We start from the raw sequence: 21056 nt of genomic DNA on the forward strand, positions 1-21056 counted from the left end.
GCGTCGGCGCGGGGCGTGTCCGGCGCGCGGGACGCGGCGCCGGGCCCGGCGCCGCAGGCAATAGGGTTGGAGAAGCCGCATCTCCCGTGGCCGAGAACCGGCCGGGGGAGCCATCCCATCGCTCCGCCGTTCACTCAGGCGGTGCCGCGCCGAGGAGTCAACTGCCGTGTCGGACCCGATGCGCCCCCGCGCCTCTCTCCGTACCGCCGTGGTCTGGGACGTACTGAAGGACGCGCTCGACCGGCGGGCCAAGACCGCGGGACGCGATCCGCACGGCGTCCTGGACGTGCTCGACACCGGCGGCGGCAGCGGCAACTTCGCGGTCCCGGTCGCCCGCCTGGGCCACCGGGTCACGGTCGTGGACCCCAGCCCGAACGCGCTGTTCGCGCTGGAGCGCCGGGCCGCCGAGGCCGGCGTGGCCGACCGGGTGAAGGGCGTGCAGGGCGACGCGCACGGCCTCTTCGACGTGGTGGAGCCCGGCGGGTACGACGCCGTGCTGTGCCACGGCGTGCTGGAGTACGTGGACGACCCGGCGGAGGGCGTGCGCAACGTGGTCCGCGCGCTGCGCCCCGAGGGCGTCCTCAGCCTGCTCGCCGCCGGTCTGGGCGGCGCGGTGCTCGCCCGCGCGCTCGCCGGGCACTTCAAGGAGGCGCACCAGGCGCTGAGCGACCCGGACGGCCGCTGGGGCGAGGGCGACCCCGTCCCGCACCGCTTCACCGCCGAGCAGCTCACCGCCCTGGTCGAGGACGCGGGCCTGCGGGTCGGGGCCGTGCACGGCGTGCGGGTCTTCGCGGACCTGGTGCCCGGCGTCCTCGTCGACACCGAGCCCGGCGCGCTGGACGCGCTGCTGAAGCTGGAGGCCGCGGCGGCCGAGCTGTCCGCCTTCCACTCCGTGGCCACGCAGCTGCACGTGTTGGCCGAGGCGGAGGAGACCGCCGGAGGCAGTTGAGACGCCTGGGACCACCGGGGCTCGTGACGCCTGCCGGGGTGCGCCCGCTGATCAGGAACGGGACGGCGGATGGAGTACGCCACAGGCCCCCCGATCGGGCGTCCGGCGCCGTATGATCGAGGGAGGCCGCCCGGCATGACGGGCCGGTCACTGGGGAATTCAGATCTCAGTGAACCGGGTTGCCATGGCGGGCTCCGGTTGGCGAATTGGCGTAGAGGGGCGGGTTTCACGGGGGCGATTCCCTGCCTATCCTGAAGGGACCCCCTGTCGCCCCGGCGACTGCACGATGAGGAGGACTCCGTGCCGCTCTCGGAGCACGAGCAGCGCATGCTCGAGCAGATGGAGCGAGCGCTGTACGCCGAAGATCCCAAGTTCGCGACAGCGCTCGAGGGAAGCGGGCTGCGTACGTACACCCGGCGACGGGTCTACCAGGCGGTCGCCGGCTTCCTCGTAGGTATCGCGCTCCTCATGGCCGGAATGGTCGCACAGCAGATCTGGATCAGCGTGGTGGGCTTCCTCGTCATGCTGGGCTGCGCGGTGCTCGCCGTGACCGGTTGGCGCAAGGCCCCCAAGCCGGGCGAGCAGCCTGCCGCGGGCGTCCCCGGCGCGCCGCAGGCGCGGCGGCGGAACAGGCCGCGCGGCTCCATGATGGACCGCATCGAGCAGCGCTGGCAGCGCCGCCGGGACGAGCAGCAGGGTCACTAGCCCTCCGGGACGGACGAGGTCCCGGCACGGAATCGTCGACGAGGGGTGACCGCCGCAGGGCGGATCACCCCTCACGCATGCGCACGGATCCCGGTGGGGTCCGCCGGCCCCGGCCGACCGCCGGTGCCCACCGGTGCGGCGCCCGCGTCGCTCACCGGCTTGAGGCCCGCGTTCGGTGTGGCGGAATCCGCCCGTGTTCCGGCGACGAGGCCCCGTCCGTGAAGTCCGTCCGCGCTCGCGGGACGGGGTTGTGAGGTCCGTCCGCGCCGCGGGGCCGGCCCGTGGAGTGTGCCCACGTTCGTGGGACTGTCCCGTGAAGTGTGTCCGCGCTCGCGGGACAGGGGGCTTTGTTCGTGCCCGGGTGACGGGATCCGTCCGCATCCGTCCACGCGCGTGTGGCGCGGTTCGGTCGTGCCCGGTCGGTCGTGCCGGTGGCGCCGTCCCCGAGGGCGGCGCCACCGCCACGACCGGTATCCGTGGTCATCGCACCGACTTGCCGGTGCCGGCCGGTGTCAGGCCGTGGGCGTGGTCTCCGTGGTCCCCGCGCCTCCCCGGGAGGACCGGTGCCGCAGCGCCGCCCAGCGGGTGATCACCCGGGCCCTGAGCGCCGCCCAGCGGTCGGCGACGGCCCAGACCACCCGTACGGACGAACGCGGCAGGAGAAGTGCCCTGAGGCGGGTGCCGCGGCCCGCCGCGGCCCGCAGGGACCCGGTCACCCGGCGCACGTCGTCGGCCAGCCCCGCCTGCGGCCGCGGCCGCGGCGCGTACAGGGACTGCTCCAGCGCGGTCACCACCCGGTGCAGTGAGGCCGAGGCCGCCTCGTCCAGTCGGCCGGCCCGGGCGATCCGCGCGGCCGCGACGCGCGGCGTCAGCGACTCGTCCGGCAGGATGCCGTGGTCCCAGGCCGTGTCGGTCACCTCCTGCCACGTCGCGAGGGCCCGCCCGGCCGTCTCCCGCGCGCCGCGGTCCCGGGCCGCGGCGGCCGCCTGCGGCGACGCCGCGGTGACGGGTCCGGCCGCGCCCTGCGCGCCGCGGCCGTACGCGCCGAGCCGCACGGCCCGGACCCGTGTCCGCCACAGCAGCGGCAACAGGAGGACCACCAGCGCGAGGAGCCCGGCGGCGCTCCAGAGGGCGATCCGGAACCACGGCGGGCCGTCGTCCGTCGCGCCCACCGCCGCCTCCGGCGACTGGCTGCCGCACGGCTCGTTCAGCCGCCGCTGCGCCACCGAGCAGCTCTCGTCCGCCGACGGCGCGGCGGACGGCTCCGCGGACTCCTCCTCCGAGGGCACCGCCGGGTCCGGCACGGTGGTGCCGGACGACTGCGGCCGCGTGTACTCGGGGGTCGTGCCGCGGGTCGGGGTCGGCTCGAAACGGGTCCAGCCGACGCCCTCGAAGTACAGCTCGGGCCAGGCGTGCGCGTCCCGCAGGCCCACCGACATCGTGCCGTCCGCCTGCGCGGAGCCGGGGGTGAAGCCGACCGCCACCCGGGCGGGGATGCCGAGCGTGCGGGCCATCGCGGCCATCGAGAAGGAGAAGTGGACGCAGAAGCCCTCCTTGTCCCGCAGGAACCGCGCTATGGCCGCGGACCCGCTGCCCACCTGCACCTGCGTGTCGTAGGTGAAGCCGCCGTCCACGGAGAACCAGTCCTGCAGGTCGACCGCCCGCTCGTAGTCGTTGGCAGCCCCCTCGGTGACCTCCCGCGCCGTCTGCGCCACCACCCCCGGCAGCGACTCCGGGACCTGCGTGAACTCCCGCCGCAGGTCCGCGGGCGCCTCCGGGGCGTCGGCCAGCTGCGCCGCCGTGGGCCGCACCACCAGGCTGTCGACCGTGTACCGGGCGCCGCGCGTGTTCTGGCCGTGGTCCCCGACGAGGGTGCGGCCCACCTCCTCGTACCGCCACTGGCCGTCGATGTCGACCCGGCTGGCCGGGTACGGCATGGGCAGCCAGTCCTGCGCGTACCAGTTCGCGGCCGCGATGTTCGTGCGGATCTCCGTGCGCCGGACGTCGCCGGCGAGGCCGGGCGGGGTCGGGAAGGACTCGGGGACGTCCTTGATGCGCCGCACGGCCGGCTTCCAGGCCGTGCCGTCGAAGTCGTCCAGGGAGACGATGCGCAGGTACAGGTCCTGGGTCTCCTCCGAGTTCGTGCGGTACGACATGACCTCGCGGTCCTCGTCCACGTTCAGGCTGTCGCGCAGGGAGACCAGGGGGTTGACCGCGGAGATCGTGCCGCCGCCGCCCGAGCCCGTGCCGACCCCGGCGCCCGCGCCGTCCAGCAGCCCGCCGTCGAGCGAGGGCAGGCCCAGCGGCACCACCAGCGCGATGCCGAGCGCGACGACGCCGATGCGCCGCCCGGTGCGCAGCGGCGCCGCCGTGCCGCCGGCCGGCTTCTCGGCAGGGGTGCGCGGCGCGCCGCTGAAGACGCGGCCCCACTGCGCGAGCCGGTCGCGGCCCTCCGCGAGCAGCAGCACCAGGTAGCCGACGGCAGCGAGCAGGAACCACAGCCAGCCCGCGCCGCCGTCCGACAGCCCCGCGGCCACCGAGTACAGCGCGAGCAGCGGCAGGCCGGCCGGGGCCGCGCTGCGGAACGTCACCGCCAGCGCGTCCACCGCGAGCCCGATCAGCACCACGCCGCCGACCAGCATCAGCCGGATGCCGTCGGTCAGCGGCGCCGGTATCGCGTACTGCCCGACGTCCTCCGCGCCCGTCCGCAGCAGCTCGCCGAACCGCAGGAACACGTCCGGGCCGGGCAGGAAGCCCGCGAGCGCCTGCTCGCGGGCGAAGAACAGCGTCAGCAGCAGCAGGGTGACCGCCGCCTGCGCCGCGACCGTCAGCGTCCGGGCCAGCGGCACGCGCCGCGCCGCGGCGCCCGCGCCGGTCTGCACGGCCAGCAGGAACGCCGCCTGCAGGATCCACGTCGCCGGGTCGACGAGCGGCAGCAGCGCGCACGCCGCCGCCAGTGTGGCCACCGCGGCGCACACCGCCAGCCGGGTCCGTCCGCTCATGAGGCACCTCCCGCCGTGCCGCCCGTGGACGCCGCGCCCACGCGCTGCTGGTCGGCCCGGCGCCACAGGTCGGCCGGCTCCGCGCCCGGAGGCACCGGCAGCGCGGTCCAGCCCGCCTCGCGCAGCATCCGCAGCCGCTCCCCGGCCGTTCCGGTCCCGTCGGGTCCGCCGTCCTGTCCGTCCGCGGCGCCGCCGCGCAGCCACGCCCCGCTGTCCAGCAGGAAGGCGATCGCCGCGCCGCTGCGCCGCCGCATCCGGGCGAGCAGGGCCGCCTGCTCCTCGTCGAGGTCGCCGAGGAAGGCCACCAGCAGCCCCTCGGTCCCGCCGCGCAGCACGTCGTACGCCCGGGACAGGCCCGTGCCGTCGGAGTGGTCGACCACCGCGAGGGTGTCCATCAGCAGTCCCGCCGCGTCCGCCGACTCCTGGCCGGTGCCCGCGAACCCCTCGGAGCCCTCCCCGGGCACCGAACTGCCGGTGTCCGTCAGCAGCCGCACGGAGAAGCCCCGTCCCAGCATGTGCACCAGCACGGAGGCCGCGCCCGACACCGCCCACTCGAAGGCCGAGTCGGGTCCTGCCCCCTCGAAGGCGACGGTCCGGGTGTCCAGCAGCACCGTGCAGCGGGCGCGCTGCGGCTGCTCCTCGCGGCGCACCATCAGCTCGCCGTGGCGCGCGGTCGAGCGCCAGTGGACCCGGCGCAGGTCGTCGCCGTGCCGGTAGCCGCGCGGGATGATGTCGTCCTCGCCGGCCAGCGCCAGCGAGCGCTGCCGCCCGTCGCCGTACCCCGTGGCCTCGCCGCTCAGCCGCACCGGGGGCAGCGCCTGCACGCGGGGGACCACGGTCAGCGTGTCGTACGTGGAGAAGGAGCGGGTCAGCTCGCACATGCCGAAGGGGTCGCCGAGCCGCAGCTGCAGCGGTCCGAGGGGGTAGCGGCCCCGCAGGTCGGAGCGGACCCGGTAGGACACCTCGCGGCGGCCGCCCGCCTCCATCCGGTCCAGGACGAACCGGGGCCGCGGCCCCAGCACGTACGGCACCCGGTCCTGGAGCATCAGCAGGCCGGTGGGAAGCCGCGAGACGTTGTCCACGCGCAGGTGGACGCGGGCCTCGGAGCCGGCGGGCACCCGCTCGGGGGAGAGCCGGCGGCCGCCCGCGACCCGGTAGCGGGTGCGGTGGAGCATGACCGCGCAGACCAGCGGCAGCACGGCGAGCAGCACCCCGACCCGGAGCAGGTCGCCCTGCCCCAGGACGTACGCGCAGACGGCGGCGGCCACACCGGCGGCCAGGAAGGAGCGCCCGCGGGTGGTGAGCCCGGCCAGTGCCGTGCGCAGCCCACCGCTGTCGTGCTCCCCGTCCCGGGCCGGCGGCGCCCCCGGGGCCATCACGGCCTCCGCGGCTGCTGCCGGCCGTAGGCGGGGCCGCCCCGGCCGAAGGCGAGGCCGCTCTGCTGCGGGGCGGCCGGCACCGGTGTGCGCTGCACGATCTCCTCGACGACCTGCTCGGCCGTGCGGCGGTTGAGCTGGGCCTGTGCGGTGGGCAGCAGGCGGTGCGCCAGGACGGCCACGGCCAGCGACTGGACGTCGTCCGGCAGCGCGTACTCCCGGCCGTCCATGGCGGCGGACGCCTTCGCCGCGCGCAGCAGGTGCAGGGTGGCGCGCGGCGAGGCGCCGAGTCTGAGGTCCGGGTGGGTGCGGGTGGCGGCGACCAGGTCGACCGCGTACCTGCGGACCGGCTCGGAGACGTGGACCTCGCGGACCGCCTCCACGAGCTTCACGATCTCGTGCGCGTGCGCCACCGGCTGGAGGTCGTCCAGCGGGGAGACGCCCCCGTGCACGTCCAGCATCTCCACCTCGGCCTCCGCGCTGGGGTAGCCGATGGAGACGCGGGCCATGAAGCGGTCGCGCTGCGCCTCCGGCAGTGGGTAGGTGCCCTCCATCTCCACCGGGTTCTGCGTGGCCACCACCATGAAGGGGCTGGGCAGTTCGTACGTCTGCCCGTCGGTGGTGACCTGGCGCTCCTCCATGGACTCCAGCAGCGCCGACTGGGTCTTGGGCGAGGCGCGGTTGATCTCGTCGCCGATCACGATCTGCGCGAAGATCGCACCCGGCTTGAACTCGAAGTCCCGGCGCTGCTGGTCCCAGATGGACACCCCGGTGATGTCCGAGGGCAGCAGGTCGGGCGTGAACTGGATGCGCCGCACCGAGCAGTCGATGGACCGCGCCAGCGCCTTGGCGAGCATCGTCTTGCCGACGCCGGGGACGTCCTCGATCAGAAGGTGTCCCTCGGCGAGCAGCACCGTCAGGGAGAGCCGTACGACCTCGGGCTTGCCCTCGATCACCGCCTCCACCGAGGCGCGGACACGGTCCACGGTGGCGGTCAGGTCGTCCCCCACCCGTGAATATGCCCGGACGGGGGCGCCCCCATGGCTCGCCTGATCGTCATAGGTCGTCACCCGGCCCTCCTCGGCCCTTCCCCGAGCCCCACGAGGAGCAGGGGGATACCCCTAACACGCGGACCGTCGCTCTGTGATGCGGACCGGCCCACCCCGAAACACGGACACCACGCGTGGAAAGTTCCGCGTGACGCCACACCCGCATTCTTGTTGCCGTTACCGGTTCGTGTCACTCGCCTGTGGACAACTCCCGGCGAAATGCCGGGTCTTAGGCGCTTTGTACGGGATCGATCTCGCGCAGCCGGCCGGTCTTCACGTCGAACACGAAGCCGCGGATGTCGTCGGTGTGCAGCAGGAAGGGGGAGGTGCGCACCCGCTGCATCGACTGCCGCACGTCCTGGTCGACGTCGCGGAACGCCTCCACCGCCCAGGACGGCCGCTGCCCGACCTCCATCTCCAGCTCGTGCCGGAACTCCTCGGTCAGCGACTCCAGACCGCAGCCGGTGTGGTGGATGAGGACGACGCTGCGGGTGCCGAGCGCCCGCTGGCTGATGGTGAGGGAGCGGATCACGTCGTCGGTGACGACGCCGCCCGCGTTGCGGATGGTGTGGCAGTCGCCCAGCTCCAGGCCGAGTGCGGCGTGCAGGTCGAGCCGGGCGTCCATGCATGCCACGACGGCGACGCGGAGCACCGGGCGGGCGTCCATGCCCGGGTCGGTGAACTCGGCGGCGTAGCGCCCGTTGGCCTCGACGAGACGGTCGGTGACCGTACCGGCGGGGGACATGGCGTCTTCGGGCTCGGCGGGAACGGATGCAGAAGTCGTCATGCCTATGACGTTACTGGTCACACGGCCCGGCGGCCCGTCGTGAGACGGGACAAAGAACGTCAACGAGCGTTGTTGTGAGGTAACCCACAGGGTCGGCGACATCTCGCCCTTATGGGGGATTCCGGCCGTTCCGCGGCTTCGGGGCGGAGGAACCGCGACGCGCAGGCCGGTTGATTGACCGGAAGACAGGGTGGACTAAAGTGACGCGAAGCGGGAGGCGAGAGGCTCTCCCCGCGACTGTCATCCCGGAGGGTCCGGCACACGCCGGAATCTCCCCGCGTGCGCGGTGCGTACGTACGGCTCGGCCTCCCCCGCTCCCGGTCGGCTGACGCCCTTCCCCGGCGCCGGCGGGCCGCGCCCCCTCACCGGGGGCACCTCCCGGCGCAGGCCGGGAAGGGCGGGGACCCGGCGGTGCGTACGGCCGCGCCGGACCTGAGAGGGCCACATGCAACGGCGCGAAGCGCTTCCTCGAGAGGGCGCCGGCGGCGGGCGGGAGGGGCAGAGCCGACACGTTCCGGTGATGCTCCAGCGGTGCCTGGACCTGCTCGCCCCCGCCCTTCAGAGGCCGGGCGCCGTCGTCGTCGACTGCACCCTCGGCCTCGGCGGCCACAGCGAGGCGCTGCTCACCCGCTTCCCCGAGGCCCGGCTCGTCGCCCTCGACCGCGACAAGGAGGCGCTGCGCCTGTCCGGGGAGCGGCTCGCCCCCTTCGGCGACCGCGCCACCCTGGTGCACGCCGTCTACGACGAGCTGCCCGACGTGCTCGCCCGGCTCGGCGTGCCGCGCGTCCAGGGCGTCCTGTTCGACCTGGGCGTCTCCTCCATGCAGCTGGACGAGGCGGACCGCGGCTTCGCGTACGCCCAGGACGCCCCCCTGGACATGCGCATGGACCAGACGACCGGCGTCAGCGCCGCCGAGGTGCTCAACACCTACCCGGCGGGCGAGCTGGTGCGGATCCTGCGGGCCTACGGCGAGGAGAAGCAGGCCAAGCGGATCGTGGGAGCGATCGTGCGGGAGCGCGAGAAGGAGCCCTTCACCACCAGCGCCCGGCTGGTGGAGCTGATCCGCGACAGCCTGCCGCAGGCCGCCAAGCGCACCGGCGGCAACCCCGCGAAGCGCACCTTCCAGGCGCTGCGCATCGAGGTCAACGGCGAACTCGCCGTCCTGGAGCGGGCGGTCCCGGCCGCCGTGAAGGCGCTCGCCGTGGACGGCCGGATCGCCGTGCTGTCCTACCACTCGCTGGAGGACCGGCTGGTCAAGCAGGTCTTCGCGGCCGGTGCCGCCTCCACCGCGCCGCCCGGCCTGCCGGTCGTGCCCGAGCGCTACCAGCCCCGCCTGAAGCTGCTCACGCGCGGCGCCGAACTGCCCACCGAGGAAGAGGTCGCACAGAACCGCAGGGCCGCTCCGGCCCGGCTGCGCGGCGCCCAGCGCATCCGGGAGGACGCGGAGTGACGCGAGGGGGTGCGCGGGCGGCGTTCCGGAACCCCGGCACGGGACGCGCGGCCCTCGTCCGTACCGCCGGGCGCCCCGGCGCGGAGCCGGCCGTACCGGGCGGCGGGGACGCGCGCCTGTGTCCCGGACCCGCGGGGGAGGGCGCATGAGCAAGGAGCCCGAGCTGAGGGGCAGGGGGGCCCGGCTCGCCCGGCTGTTCCCCGCCGCGGGCGGCCGCTCCGCCGCCCGTACGCCCTTCGTCCTGCTGGTCGTGGCGCTGCTCGGCGGCGGCCTGATCGGGCTGCTGGTGCTGAACTCCGCGCTCAGCGAGGGGTCGTTCCGCCTCGACGACCTGGAGCGGGACACCAAGAGCCTCACCGACGAGGAGCAGGCGCTGCAGCGGGACGTGGACTCCTACTCCGCCCCGGACGCCCTGCAGCGCCGCGCCCTCGAACTGGGCATGGTGCCCGGCGGCGACCCGGTCTTCCTCGACCCCGACGGCACCGTGCGCGGCGTGCCCGGCACCGCCGGCGCCGACCCGTCCTCCGTACGCCTCCCCGCGGTGCGCCCGCAGCAGATGCCGGGGTCGCTTCCCGTGCCGGACCCCGCCGGCGCGCCGTCCGGCGCCCCGGGCACCGGCACCGCCGTCCCCGCCCAGCCCCCGACCACCCCCGGCAGGTGAACGGAACAGTGTCCGACAGGGAACCGCCGCGCCGCCGGGTGCCCCCGCCCGCACGGCCCGTCCGCCCCGCCACCCGGCAGCGGCCCGGTCCCGGCGCCCGTCCCGCCCGGCGCCCGTCCCGTCCGCAGGCCGGGGCCGCGCGCGGGGGGCCGCGCTCCCGCCGCCCCGGGGGCCCGCGCACCATCCGGCTCGGCAGCCCCAGGCCCCGGCTGCGGCTGGTCGGCCTCGCGCTGACGCTGGTGATGCTCGTGTTCGTGGTCAGGCTGCTCCAGGTGCAGGCCGTCGACGCCGACGCGTACGCGGCCAAGGCCGCGCAGAACCGCTACTACACCCACACCCTGGCCGCCGAGCGCGGCGGCATCACCGACCGCAACGGCGTCGAGCTGGCGATCAGTGTGGACGCCAACGACATCACGGCCGACCCCACGCTGTTCACGGAGAAGGCGACCGGGGTCCCGGACGCCCCGGAGCAGGCGGCCGCGCTCCTGGCGCCCATCCTCGGCGAGGACGCCGCCGACCTCGCCGCGCTGCTGCGCAAGAAGGACACCCGCTACGTCCTGCTCGCCCGCCGGCAGACCCCCGAGGTCTGGAAGCAGATCAAGGACCTGAAGGCCACCCTCGCGGCCAAGGCCACCAAGGACCCCGGAACCGTGAACGTGCTGGCCGGCGTCCTGTCCGACCCCAGCAGCAAGCGCGTGTACCCCAACGGCGACCTGGCCGCCGGGATACTGGGCTGGGTCAACGCCGAGGGCAAGGGCGGCGGCGGCGTCGAGCAGCAGCTGGACAAGGAGCTCGCGGGCAAGGACGGCCAGATCCGCTACGCCCAGTCAGGCGGCCGCCAGGTGCCCACGGCGGGCTCCACGGAGACCCCCGCCGTGGCCGGCTCCGACGTCGAGCTGACCCTCGACCGCGACATCCAGTGGGCCGCGCAGAACGCGATCACCGAGCAGGTGGAGAAGTCCCGGGCGGACCGCGGCTACGTGATCGTGCAGGACACCCGGACCGGCGAGATCCTCGCCATGGCGAACTCGCCCGGCTTCGACCCCAACGACCTCTCCTCGGCCGACTCCGCCGCGCTGGGCAACGCCGCCGTCCAGGACGCCTACGAGCCCGGCTCGACCGCCAAGGTCATGTCGATGGCCGCCGTCCTGGAGGAGGGGGCCGCCACCCCCGCCACGCACGTCACCGTGCCCAACCGGCTGCACCGCGGCGACCGCCTCTTCCAGGACGACGTCGACCACCCGACCTGGTACCTCACGCTCAACGGCGTGCTCGCCAAGTCCAGCAACATCGGCACCATCCTGGCCACCGGGCAGCTCGGCAGGACGCAGAAGGAGGCCAACCGGGTCCTCCACTCGTACCTGCGCAAGTTCGGCATCGGAGAGAAGACCGGCCTGGACTTCCCCGGCGAGACGAAGGGCATCCTCGCGCCGCCCTCCCAGTGGTCCACCTCGCAGCAGTACACGATCCCTTTCGGCCAGGGCGTGTCCGTCAACGCGATGCAGGCGGCCTCCGTCTACTCCACCATCGCCAACGGCGGCGTACGCGTCGAACCGACCCTCGTCCGCGGCACCAAGGGGGCCGACGGACGTTTCACCCCGGCCGACAAGCCCGAGAAGACGCGGGTCGTGAGCGAGAAGACGGCGAAGACCCTGGCCCGGATGCTGGAGTCGGTCGTGGACGACGAGGAGGGCACCGGCACCAAGGCCCGCATCCCCGGCTACCGCGTCGCGGGCAAGACCGGTACGGCGAACCGAGTGGATCCGGCCACCGGGAAGTACAAGGGCTACACGTCCTCCTTCGCCGGGTTCGCCCCCGCCGACCAGCCGCGCGTCACCGTGTACTGCGCCATCCAGAACGCCACCGAGGGCAGCTACTTCGGCGGCCAGATCTGCGGACCCGTCTACAAGGAGGTCATGGAGTTCGCGCTCAAGACCCTCCAGGTCCCGCCCACCGGCGCCGACCCCGCGAGACTGCCCGTCACCTTCAAGCCCTGAGCCCCGTCCCGCGCCCACGACGGCCCGCACCGCACATCCGTGATCCAGACCAGGAACCGCCCGTGACAACGATCACTCCCGGCCCGGGCAACCGGCCGGCCCCCTCCCCTTCCCCCGGCGCGTCCCCGGCTCCGCCGGACGGCCCCGTCCGCGCACACCGCTTTGGCTCCGGCGGGGGTCGGCCCGGTACGCTCACCGCCGTGCCACACGCTGATCCTTCCCAAACCACCCAGAAGGGCGTTCCTGTGACATATCCGGGACCGCCGCGACCGGTGCGGGTGACCGCCGTATCCCTCGCGGACCTCGCCGCTCAGCTGGGTGTTCCCGCGCCGGAGGGCGCCGCCGAGGTCACGGGCATCACCCATGACTCCCGCGCCGTGCGCCCCGGCGACCTGTACGCCGCCCTGCCCGGCGCCCGGCTGCACGGCGCCGACTTCGTCGACCAGGCCGCAAGCCTCGGCGCCGCCGCCGTGCTCACCGACCCGACCGGCGCCGAGCGCGCCGCGTCCGCCGGGCTGCCGGTCCTCGTCACCGACGACCCGCGCGGCGGCATGGGCGAGCTGGCCGCCACCGTCTACGGCCACCCCGGCCGCGATCTGCTGCAGATCGGCATCACCGGCACCTCGGGCAAGACCACGACGGCGTACCTGATGGAGGGCGGCCTCAGGACCGTCCGCAACACCGGGCTGATCGGCACCGTCGAGATGCGCATCGGCGACGAGCGCATCAAGTCCGAGCGCACCACCCCCGAGGCCACCGACCTCCAGGCGCTGTTCGCGGTCATGCGAGAGCGCGGCGTGGACGCGGTCGCCATGGAGGTCTCCAGCCACGCGCTGGTCCTCGGCCGGGTGGACGGCTGCGTCTTCGACGTCGCCGTCTTCACCAACCTCAGCCCGGAGCACATGGAGTTCCACTCCGACATGGAGGACTACTTCCGGGCCAAGGCGCAGCTGTTCACGCCGAGGCGCAGCAAACAGGGCGTGGTCAACCTCGACGACGAGTACGGCCGCCGGCTGGTGAAGGAGGCCGGCGTCCCCGTCGTCACCTTCTCCGCCGAGGGGCACCCGGACGCCGACTGGCGCGCCGTGGACGTCGAGGTCGGCCGGCTGGACTCGACGTTCACCGCGATCGGCCCCAAGGGCGAGCGGATCGCCGCCAGGTCGCCGCTGCCCGGCCCCTTCAACGTGGCCAACACCCTCGCCGCGATCGCCGCCCTGGCCGTGGCCGGGATCGACCCGCAGACCGCCGCCGACGGCGTGGCCGCCGTCCCCGGCGTGCCCGGCCGCCTGGAGCGCGTGGACGCCGGCCAGGACTTCCTCGCGGTCGTCGACTACGCCCACAAGACGGACGCCGTCGAGTCCGTGCTGCGCGCGCTGCGCAAGGTCACCGAGGGGCGGCTGCACGTCGTCCTCGGCTGCGGCGGCGACCGCGACAGGACCAAGCGGATGCCGATGGGCGCCGCGGTGGCCCGCCTGGCCGACACGGCCGTGCTGACCTCGGACAACCCCCGCTCGGAAGACCCCCTGGCGATTCTCGCCACCATGCTCGCGGGCGCCGCCGGGGTGCCGTCGCACGAGCGCGGCGAGGTCCAGGTCTTCGAGGACCGGGCGGCCGCCATCGCCGCGGCCGTCGCCCGCGCCCGGCCCGGCGACACCGTCCTCGTCGCGGGCAAGGGCCACGAACAAGGCCAGGACATCGCCGGCGTCGTCCGCCCCTTCGACGACCGCCAGGTGCTTCGCGAAGCTATCCAGAAGACCCAGGGATGAACTTGTGATCGCCCTCTCCCTCGCCGAGATCGCATCAGTGGTCGGCGGGCAGACGCACGACATACCGGATCCGTCGGTCCAGGTCACCGGACCCGTCGTCAGAGACTCCCGGGAGGCCGTTCCCGGCAGCCTGTTCGTCGCCTTCGTGGGCGAGCGCGTCGACGGCCACGACTTCGCCGCCCGGGTCGTCGAGGCAGGCGCGGCCGCCGTACTGGCCTCCCGCCCCGTCGGCGTCCCCGCGATCGTCGTCGACGACGTGCAGGCCGCCCTCGGCGCCCTCGCCCGGCACGTGGTCGAGCGGCTCGGCGCCACCCTCGTCGCCCTCACCGGCTCGGCCGGCAAGACCAGCACCAAGGACCTGATCGCCCAGGTCCTCGGCCGGATGGCCCCGACCGTCTTCACGCCGGGCTCGCTCAACAACGAGATCGGACTGCCCCTCACCGCGCTCACCGCCACCGAGGAGACCCGCTACCTCGTCCTGGAGATGGGTGCCCGCGGCATCGGCCACATCCGCTACCTCACGGGCCTCACCCCGCCGAGGATAGGGGTGGTGCTGAACGTCGGCTCCGCCCACATCGGCGAGTTCGGCGGCCGCGAGCAGATCGCCCAGGCCAAGGGCGAGCTGGTGGAGAGCCTGCCCTCCGCGGACGCCGGCGGCACCGCGGTCCTCAACGCCGACGATCCCCTCGTGCGGGCCATGGCCGCGCGCACCAAGGCGCGCGTCCTGCTCTTCGGAGAGTCCGACGAAGCGGACGTACGGGCGGAGAACGTCCGTCTCACGGCCGCCGGACAGCCCTCGTTCAGGCTTCACACACCCTCCGGGTGCAGCGACGTGACCATGCGCCTGTACGGTGAGCACCACGTGTCGAACGCGCTCGCCGCGGCCGCCGTCGCCCATGAGCTGGGCATGCCCGCAGACGAGATCGCAGTGGCGCTCTCCGAGGCGGGCTCCCTCTCCCGCTGGCGCATGGAGGTCACCGAGCGCCCGGACGGCGTGACGGTCGTCAACGACGCCTACAACGCGAACCCCGAGTCCATGCGAGCCGCCCTGCGCGCGCTCGTGGCGATGGGCCAGGGGCGCCGTACGTGGGCGGTGCTCGGCAAGATGGCCGAGCTCGGTGACGAGGCGCTCGCCGAGCACGACGCGGTCGGACGGCTCGCCGTCCGGCTCAACGTCAGCAAGCTCGTCGCGGTCGGGGGCAGGGAAGCGTCCTGGCTGCAACTGGGCGCATATAACGAGGGTTCGTGGGGTGAGGAGTCGGTGCACGTGTCCGACGCACAGGCGGCTGTCGACCTGTTGCGCAGCGAGCTGCGCCCGGGGGATGTCGTGCTCGTGAAGGCGTCCCGGTCGGTCGGTCTGGAGAGCGTGGCGCAGGCGCTGCTCGAGACCGGTGCCGAGGGTGAGGTTGCCGCCCGATGATGAATCAGATCCTGTTCGCGGGCGTCATCGGACTCTTCCTGACGCTCGTGGGCACGCCGCTGCTGATCAAGCTGCTCGCGCGCAAGGGCTACGGCCAGTACATCCGCGACGACGGCCCGCGCGAGCACCACAGCAAGCGCGGTACGCCGACCATGGGCGGCATCGCCTTCATCCTGGCGACGATCATCGCGTACTTCGCCAGCAAGGTGATCACCGGCAAGCCGATCACCTTCTCGGGTCTGCTGGTGCTCGGCCTGATGGCGGGCATGGGCCTGGTCGGCTTCCTGGACGACTACATCAAGATCGTCAAGCGGCGCTCGCTCGGTCTGCGCGCCAAGGCCAAGATGGCGGGCCAGCTGATCGTCGGCATCGCCTTCGCGGTGCTCGCGCTGCAGTTCGCGGACAACCGCGGCAACACCCCGGCCTCCACGAAGCTCTCCTTCATCACGGACTTCGGCTGGACCATCGGCCCGGTGCTGTTCGTGGTCTGGGCGCTGTTCATGATCCTGGCCATGTCCAACGGCGTGAACCTGACGGACGGTCTGGACGGCCTGGCCACCGGCGCGTCGGTGATGGTCTTCGGCGCCTACACCTTCATCGGCGTCTGGCAGTTCCAGGAGTCGTGCGCCAACGCGGCCACGCTCACCAACCCGGCGGCCTGCTTCGAGGTGCGCGACCCGCTCGACCTCGCGGTCGTGGCCTCCGCCCTGATGGGCGCCTGCTTCGGCTTCCTGTGGTGGAACACCTCCCCGGCCAAGATCTTCATGGGCGACACCGGTTCGCTCGCGCTCGGCGGCGCGCTCGCCGGCCTCGCGATCTGCTCCCGCACCGAGCTGCTGCTCGCGCTGCTCGGCGGCCTGTTCGTGCTGATCACCATGTCGGTCGTCATCCAGGTCGGCTCCTTCCGCCTCACCGGCAAGCGGGTCTTCCGGATGGCCCCGCTCCAGCACCACTTCGAGCTCAAGGGCTGGTCCGAGGTGCTCGTCGTGGTCCGCTTCTGGATCATCCAGGGCATGTGCGTGATCGTCGGCCTCGGAATCTTCTACGCGGGATGGGCAGCGGAGAAATGACCACCTCCTGGGCAGGCCGGCACGTCACCGTCGCCGGTCTCGGCGTGAGCGGCGTCAGCGCCGCGCGCGCCCTGGCCGGCCTCGGCGCGTCGGTCACCGTCGTGGACGGCGGCGACTCCGAGGCGCTGCGGGAGCGGGCCGAGGGCCTGCGCGCGGGGGGCCTCGCGGTGCGCCTCGGCGACGCGGAGACGCTCCCCGAGGGCACGGACCTCGTCGTCACCTCGCCGGGCTGGAAGCCGTCGAGCCCGCTGTTCGCGGCGGCCGCGGCGGCGGGCGTGGAGGTCGTCGGCGACGTGGAGGTCGCCTGGCGGCTGCGCGGCCCCGGCGCGGCCCCCTGGCTGGCCGTCACGGGCACCAACGGCAAGACCACCACCACCCGCATGCTGGCCTCGATCCTGCGCGCCGCGGGGCTGCGCACGGCCGAGGTCGGCAACATCGGCACGCCGATCGTCGACGTGGTCCTGGAGGGCGACGCCGCGTACGACGTGCTGGCCGTGGAGCTGTCCAGCTACCAGCTGCACTGGGCGCCCTCCCTGCGCGCCCACTCCGCCGCCGTCCTCAACCTCGCCCCCGACCACCTCGACTGGCACGGCTCCATGGAGGCGTACGCCGCCGACAAGGGCCGGATCTACGAGGGCAACACGGTCGCCTGCGTCTACAACGTCGCCGACAAGGCCACCGAGGACCTGGTGCGCGAGGCGGACGTGGAGGAGGGCTGCCGGGCCGTCGGCTTCACGCTGGGCACCCCCGGCCCGTCCCAACTCGGCGTCGTGGAGGGCATCCTGGTCGACCGCGCCTTCGTCGAGAACCGGCACAAGAACGCCCAGGAGCTCGCCGAGGTCGCCGACGTCGACCCGCCCGCCCCGCACAACATCGCCAACGCCCTGGCGGCGGCGGCCCTGGCCCGCGCCTTCGGCGTGCCCGCCACGGCCGTCCGCGACGGCCTGCGGGCCTTCCGCCCGGACGCCCACCGCATCCAGCACGTGGCCGACGTGGCCGGGGTCGCGTACGTCGACGACTCCAAGGCCACCAACACCCACGCCGCACAGGCGTCGTTGGCGGCGTACGACCCCGTCGTGTGGATCGCCGGCGGCCTGGCCAAGGGCGCGGCCTTCGACGAGCTGGTCGCGGGGTCCGCGCAGCGGCTGCGGGGCGTCGTCCTGATCGGCGCCGACCGGCACCTGATCCGCGAAGCACTCGCGCGACACGCGCCCGAGGTACCCGTCGTCGACCTCGACCGGACCGACACTGGGGCGATGTCCGAGGCGGTGCGGGAGGCGGCGCGGCTCGCCGAGCCGGGGGACACGGTGCTGCTGGCGCCGGCCTGCGCCTCGATGGACATGTTCGCCAACTACAACCAGCGCGGCGACGCGTTCGCGGAGGCCGTCCGCGGACTCGGCGCCTGAGAGTCCGGCCGCCCCGCCGGGCGACCTCGGAGGGACGCGTGACAGGGTTGCGTCCGGTGTCCGGCGGATGCGGAGGTAGCGATGCCCAGTAGTAGTCGTACCCGGCCGCCCGTGCAGCGGGCGGCCCGGCGGCCCGCCGTCGCGTCGAGCCCGCCCCGGGACACCCCGGTGCACCGGCTGGTGGCCCGCGTCCGGCGCGCCTGGGACCGGCCGCTGACCGCGTACTACCTGATCCTCGGCAGCAGCCTGCTGATCACCGTGCTCGGCCTGGTCATGGTCTACTCGGCCTCGATGATCACGGCGCTGCAGCTGTCGCTGCCCGGGTCGTACTTCTTCCGCAAGCAGTTCCTGGCCGCCGTCATCGGCGCCGTGCTGCTGCTGGCCGCCTCGCGGATGCCGGTGCGGCTGCACCGGGCGCTGGCCTACCCGATGCTCGCGGTCTCCGTCTTCCTGATGGTGCTGGTGCAGATCCCGGGGATAGGGCGGTCGGTCAACGGCAACCAGAACTGGATCTCCATCGGCGGCCCCTTCCAGCTCCAGCCCAGCGAGTTCGGCAAGCTGGCGCTGGTGCTGTGGGGCGCCGACCTGCTCGCCCGCAAGAGCGACAAGCGGCTGCTGACGCAGTGGAAGCACATGCTGGTGCCGCTGGTCCCGGTGGCCTTCATGCTGCTCGGGCTGATCATGCTCGGCGGCGACATGGGCACCGCGATCATCCTCACGGCGATCCTGTTCGGCCTGCTGTGGCTGGCCGGCGCGCCGACGCGGCTGTTCGCGGGCGTGCTCGCCGTCGCCGCGGCCATCGGCGTACTGCTGATCAGGACCAGCCCCAACCGCATGGCCCGGCTCGCCTGCATCGGCGCCTCCGAACCCGGCCCGAACGACCAGTGCTGGCAGGCCGTGCACGGCATCTACGCGCTCGCCTCGGGCGGGTTCTTCGGCTCGGGCCTGGGAGCGAGTGTGGAGAAATGGGGCCAACTGCCCGAAGCCCACACCGACTTCATCTTCGCCATCACCGGTGAGGAATTGGGCCTCGCGGGTACGCTGTCGGTCCTCGCGCTCTTCGCGGCTCTAGGCTATGCGGGTATCCGCGTGGCCGGACGCACGGAGGACCCCTTCGTGAGGTACGCCGCGGGAGGCGTGACCACCTGGATCACGGCCCAGGCCGTGATCAACGTGGGTGCGGTGCTCGGCCTGCTGCCGATCGCCGGAGTCCCCCTCCCGCTGTTCTCCTACGGGGGGTCGGCCCTGCTGCCGACCATGTTCGCCGTCGGGCTGCTGATCGCCTTCGCGCGGGAGGACCCCGCCGCGCGGGCGGCGCTTGCGATGCGGCAACCCCGTTTTGGTAGAAAGCGAGTCGCGGTGCGAGGCTCCGTGTCGAACCGGGGGCCTCGGAGATGGAACACGATGCGACGGCGCGCTCCCGCGCGTCCGTCCGGAGAGCGGTGAATTTCGGTGCATGTCGTACTCGCTGGTGGGGGGACCGCCGGCCACATCGAGCCCGCGCTCGCCCTCGCGGACGCCCTGCGCAGGCAGGACCCGACCGTGGGGATCACGGCCCTGGGCACGGAGCGGGGCCTGGAGACCCGGCTCGTGCCCGAGCGCGGCTACGAACTCGCGCTGATCCCCGCCGTGCCCCTGCCCCGCAAGCCCACCCCCGAGCTGATCACCGTCCCCGGGCGGCTGCGCGGCACGATCAAGGCGGCCGAGCAGGTCCTGGAGCGCACCAAGGCGGACGCGGTCGTGGGCTTCGGCGGCTACGTGGCGCTGCCCGGCTACCTCGCGGCCAAGCGCCTGGGCGTGCCGATCGTGATCCACGAGGCGAACGCCCGGCCGGGCCTGGCCAACAAGATCGGTTCGCGGTACGCGGCCCGGGTCGCCGTCTCCACCCCGGACAGCAAGCTGCGCGACGCCCGCTACATCGGCATCCCGCTGCGGCGCTCCATCGCCACCCTCGACCGGGCCGCCGTGCGCCCGGAGGCCCGCGCCGCCTTCGGTCTCGACCCGAACCTGCCGACCCTGCTCGTCTCCGGCGGCTCCCAGGGCGCCCGGCGCCTGAACGAGGTGGTCCAGCAGGTCGCGCCGTTCCTCCAGCAGGCCGGCATCCAGATCCTGCACGCGGTCGGCCCCAAGAACGAACTGCCGCACGTCCAGCAGATGCCGGGGATGCCCCCCTACATCCCGGTACCGTACGTGGACCGGATGGACCTCGCGTACGCCGCGGCCGACATGATGCTCTGCCGCGCGGGCGCGATGACCGTCGCCGAGCTGTCCGCCGTCGGGCTGCCGGCCGCGTACGTCCCGCTGCCGATCGGCAACGGCGAGCAGCGGCTGAACGCCCAGCCACTGGTCAAGGCCGGCGGCGGTCTGCTGGTCGACGACGCGGAGCTGACCCCGCAGTGGGTCCAGTCCCACGTACTGCCCGTGCTCGCCGACCCGCACCGGCTGTACGAGATGTCCCGCGCCGCCGGCGAGTTCGGCCGCCGGGACGCCGACGACCTGCTCGTCGGCATGGTGTACGAGGCGATCGCCGCCCGCCGCTAGGGCGGCACCGCCCTTCGTTTCGAGGAAGGCAGGGGCAAGCACGTGGCCGGACCGGTGACCGCCGAGCGCGGTGGACGGCAGCAGTCGGAGTCCGGCCCGCCCCGGCCGCCCCGCCGCCTCGCGCGGCTCGTCCGCCCCCGCGCGCTCGCCCTCCTGGCCCTCGGCGCCGTCCTGCTCGGCGGGGCGGCGCTCTGGGTCCTGTACGGCTCGCAGTGGCTGCGCGCGGAGCGCGTCACCGTCTCCGGCACGCGCGTCCTGACGCCCGCTCAGGTGCGCGCGGCGGCGGACGTCCCTCTGGGGCACCCGTTGATTTCCGTGGACACCGATGCCGTCGAGGCGAGACTGCGCTCGGAATTGCCGCGTATCGCCTCGGTCGACGTGGTCCGATCCTGGCCACATGAAATCGGGCTGAAAGTGACCGAGCGGACTCCGGTTCTTCTTGTCGAAAAGGGTGGAAAGTTCATCGAAGTGGACGCGGAAGGGGTGCGATTTGCCACGGTTTCCCGTGCCCCGGAAGGGGTTCCCACCCTGGAATTGACGGCCTCCCAGTCCGCCACGGGAACCGCCAGCCTGCGACGTTTCGGGGCAAACCGGCTGATGGGCGAGGCGGTCCGGGTGGCAGGTGACATTCCGGCCGCCGTGGCGCGTGACGCCCGCGTGGTTCGCGTCGCCTCCTACGACGGCATTTCCCTGGAGTTGACCGGGGACCGGACCGTCGACTGGGGGAGCGGTGAGAAGGGCCCGGCCAAGGCCAGGACGCTGACCGCGCTGATGAAAGCGTCCCCGGGCGCGCTCCACTTCGACGTGAGCGTTCCCACCGCTCCGGCGGCATCGGCGAGTTGACGCACATCCGTGCAGGCCAGCACCCTGGTTGGGC

At 73.7% G+C, this 21056-nt stretch carries 16 protein-coding genes; 12 read left to right on the forward strand and 4 right to left on the reverse strand.

What is annotated here, in order from left to right:
* Positions 1–166: 166 nt before the first annotated feature.
* The gene (locus IE271_RS02300) at positions 167–949 is read left to right on the forward strand and encodes a methyltransferase (protein WP_190188387.1); all 783 of its coding nucleotides are present in this window, start codon (positions 167–169) and stop codon (positions 947–949) included.
* Positions 950–1249: 300 nt separating this feature from the next.
* Positions 1250–1654 (forward strand): SCO2097 family morphological protein, encoded by a 405-nt coding sequence (locus IE271_RS02305; protein WP_190188388.1) that lies wholly within the window; start codon positions 1250–1252, stop codon positions 1652–1654.
* A gap of 512 nt (positions 1655–2166) precedes the next feature.
* On the opposite strand, the gene IE271_RS02310 is transcribed toward IE271_RS02305, so the two are convergent.
* From IE271_RS02310 to IE271_RS02325, 4 genes are all read right to left on the reverse strand, one after another.
* On the reverse strand, positions 2167–4656 hold the full coding sequence (locus tag IE271_RS02310; RefSeq protein ID WP_190188389.1) for a transglutaminase TgpA family protein: 2490 nt from the start codon (positions 4654–4656) through the stop codon (positions 2167–2169).
* Entirely contained in the window at positions 4653–6032 is a 1380-nt protein-coding gene (locus tag IE271_RS02315) for a DUF58 domain-containing protein (protein ID WP_190188390.1), read from the reverse strand. Before IE271_RS02315 ends, IE271_RS02310 begins: the two co-directional genes overlap by 4 nt.
* Positions 6032–7102: an AAA family ATPase gene (locus tag IE271_RS02320; protein WP_373308686.1), complete on the reverse strand. Its 1071-nt coding sequence runs from the start codon at positions 7100–7102 to the stop codon at positions 6032–6034. The genes IE271_RS02315 and IE271_RS02320 overlap by 1 nt, the downstream gene beginning before the upstream one ends.
* Before the next feature lie 208 nt (positions 7103–7310).
* Positions 7311–7868 carry a beta-class carbonic anhydrase gene (locus tag IE271_RS02325; RefSeq protein ID WP_190188391.1) on the reverse strand — a complete coding sequence of 186 codons (558 nt, stop codon included), beginning with the start codon at positions 7866–7868 and terminating at the stop codon, positions 7311–7313.
* Positions 7869–8313: 445 nt separating this feature from the next.
* On the opposite strand from IE271_RS02325, the gene rsmH reads away from it, so the two are divergent.
* The 10 genes from rsmH to IE271_RS02375 all read left to right on the forward strand — a co-directional run bounded on the left by rsmH (position 8314) and on the right by IE271_RS02375 (position 21022).
* Positions 8314–9318 (forward strand): 16S rRNA (cytosine(1402)-N(4))-methyltransferase RsmH, encoded by a 1005-nt coding sequence (gene rsmH, locus IE271_RS02330; protein ID WP_190188392.1) that lies wholly within the window; start codon positions 8314–8316, stop codon positions 9316–9318.
* Positions 9319–9463: 145 nt separating this feature from the next.
* Complete coding sequence (ftsL, locus tag IE271_RS02335) at positions 9464–9979, forward strand: cell division protein FtsL (protein WP_190188393.1); 516 nt, start codon at positions 9464–9466, stop codon at positions 9977–9979.
* An 8-nt stretch (positions 9980–9987) separates the two neighbouring features.
* Complete coding sequence (locus IE271_RS02340; RefSeq protein WP_190188394.1) at positions 9988–11976, forward strand: peptidoglycan D,D-transpeptidase FtsI family protein; 1989 nt, start codon at positions 9988–9990, stop codon at positions 11974–11976.
* Positions 11977–12221: 245 nt separating this feature from the next.
* A complete protein-coding gene (locus IE271_RS02345) occupies positions 12222–13742 on the forward strand; it encodes a UDP-N-acetylmuramoyl-L-alanyl-D-glutamate--2,6-diaminopimelate ligase (RefSeq protein WP_190188395.1) in 1521 nt (506 codons plus the stop codon).
* A 4-nt stretch (positions 13743–13746) separates the two neighbouring features.
* The gene (locus IE271_RS02350; protein WP_190188396.1) at positions 13747–15162 is read left to right on the forward strand and encodes a UDP-N-acetylmuramoyl-tripeptide--D-alanyl-D-alanine ligase; all 1416 of its coding nucleotides are present in this window, start codon (positions 13747–13749) and stop codon (positions 15160–15162) included.
* Complete coding sequence (mraY, locus tag IE271_RS02355) at positions 15162–16232, forward strand: phospho-N-acetylmuramoyl-pentapeptide-transferase (RefSeq protein WP_190188569.1); 1071 nt, start codon at positions 15162–15164, stop codon at positions 16230–16232. The genes IE271_RS02350 and mraY overlap by 1 nt, the downstream gene beginning before the upstream one ends.
* Positions 16214–17638, forward strand: coding sequence for a UDP-N-acetylmuramoyl-L-alanine--D-glutamate ligase (gene murD / locus IE271_RS02360; RefSeq protein ID WP_190188397.1), 1425 nt, complete (start codon positions 16214–16216; stop codon positions 17636–17638). The genes mraY and murD overlap by 19 nt, the downstream gene beginning before the upstream one ends.
* 81 nt (positions 17639–17719) lie before the next feature.
* Entirely contained in the window at positions 17720–19084 is a 1365-nt protein-coding gene (ftsW, locus tag IE271_RS02365; RefSeq protein WP_190188398.1) for a putative lipid II flippase FtsW, read from the forward strand.
* A gap of 6 nt (positions 19085–19090) precedes the next feature.
* Positions 19091–20179, forward strand: coding sequence for an undecaprenyldiphospho-muramoylpentapeptide beta-N-acetylglucosaminyltransferase (murG, locus tag IE271_RS02370; protein ID WP_190188399.1), 1089 nt, complete (start codon positions 19091–19093; stop codon positions 20177–20179).
* Positions 20180–20221: 42 nt separating this feature from the next.
* Positions 20222–21022 (forward strand): cell division protein FtsQ/DivIB, encoded by an 801-nt coding sequence (locus IE271_RS02375; RefSeq protein ID WP_190188400.1) that lies wholly within the window; start codon positions 20222–20224, stop codon positions 21020–21022.
* Positions 21023–21056 lie beyond the last annotated feature (34 nt).

Origin of the sequence: Streptomyces minutiscleroticus (assembly GCF_014650875.1) — a bacterium.
Classification (GTDB): Bacteria; Actinomycetota; Actinomycetes; order Streptomycetales; family Streptomycetaceae; genus Streptomyces; species Streptomyces minutiscleroticus.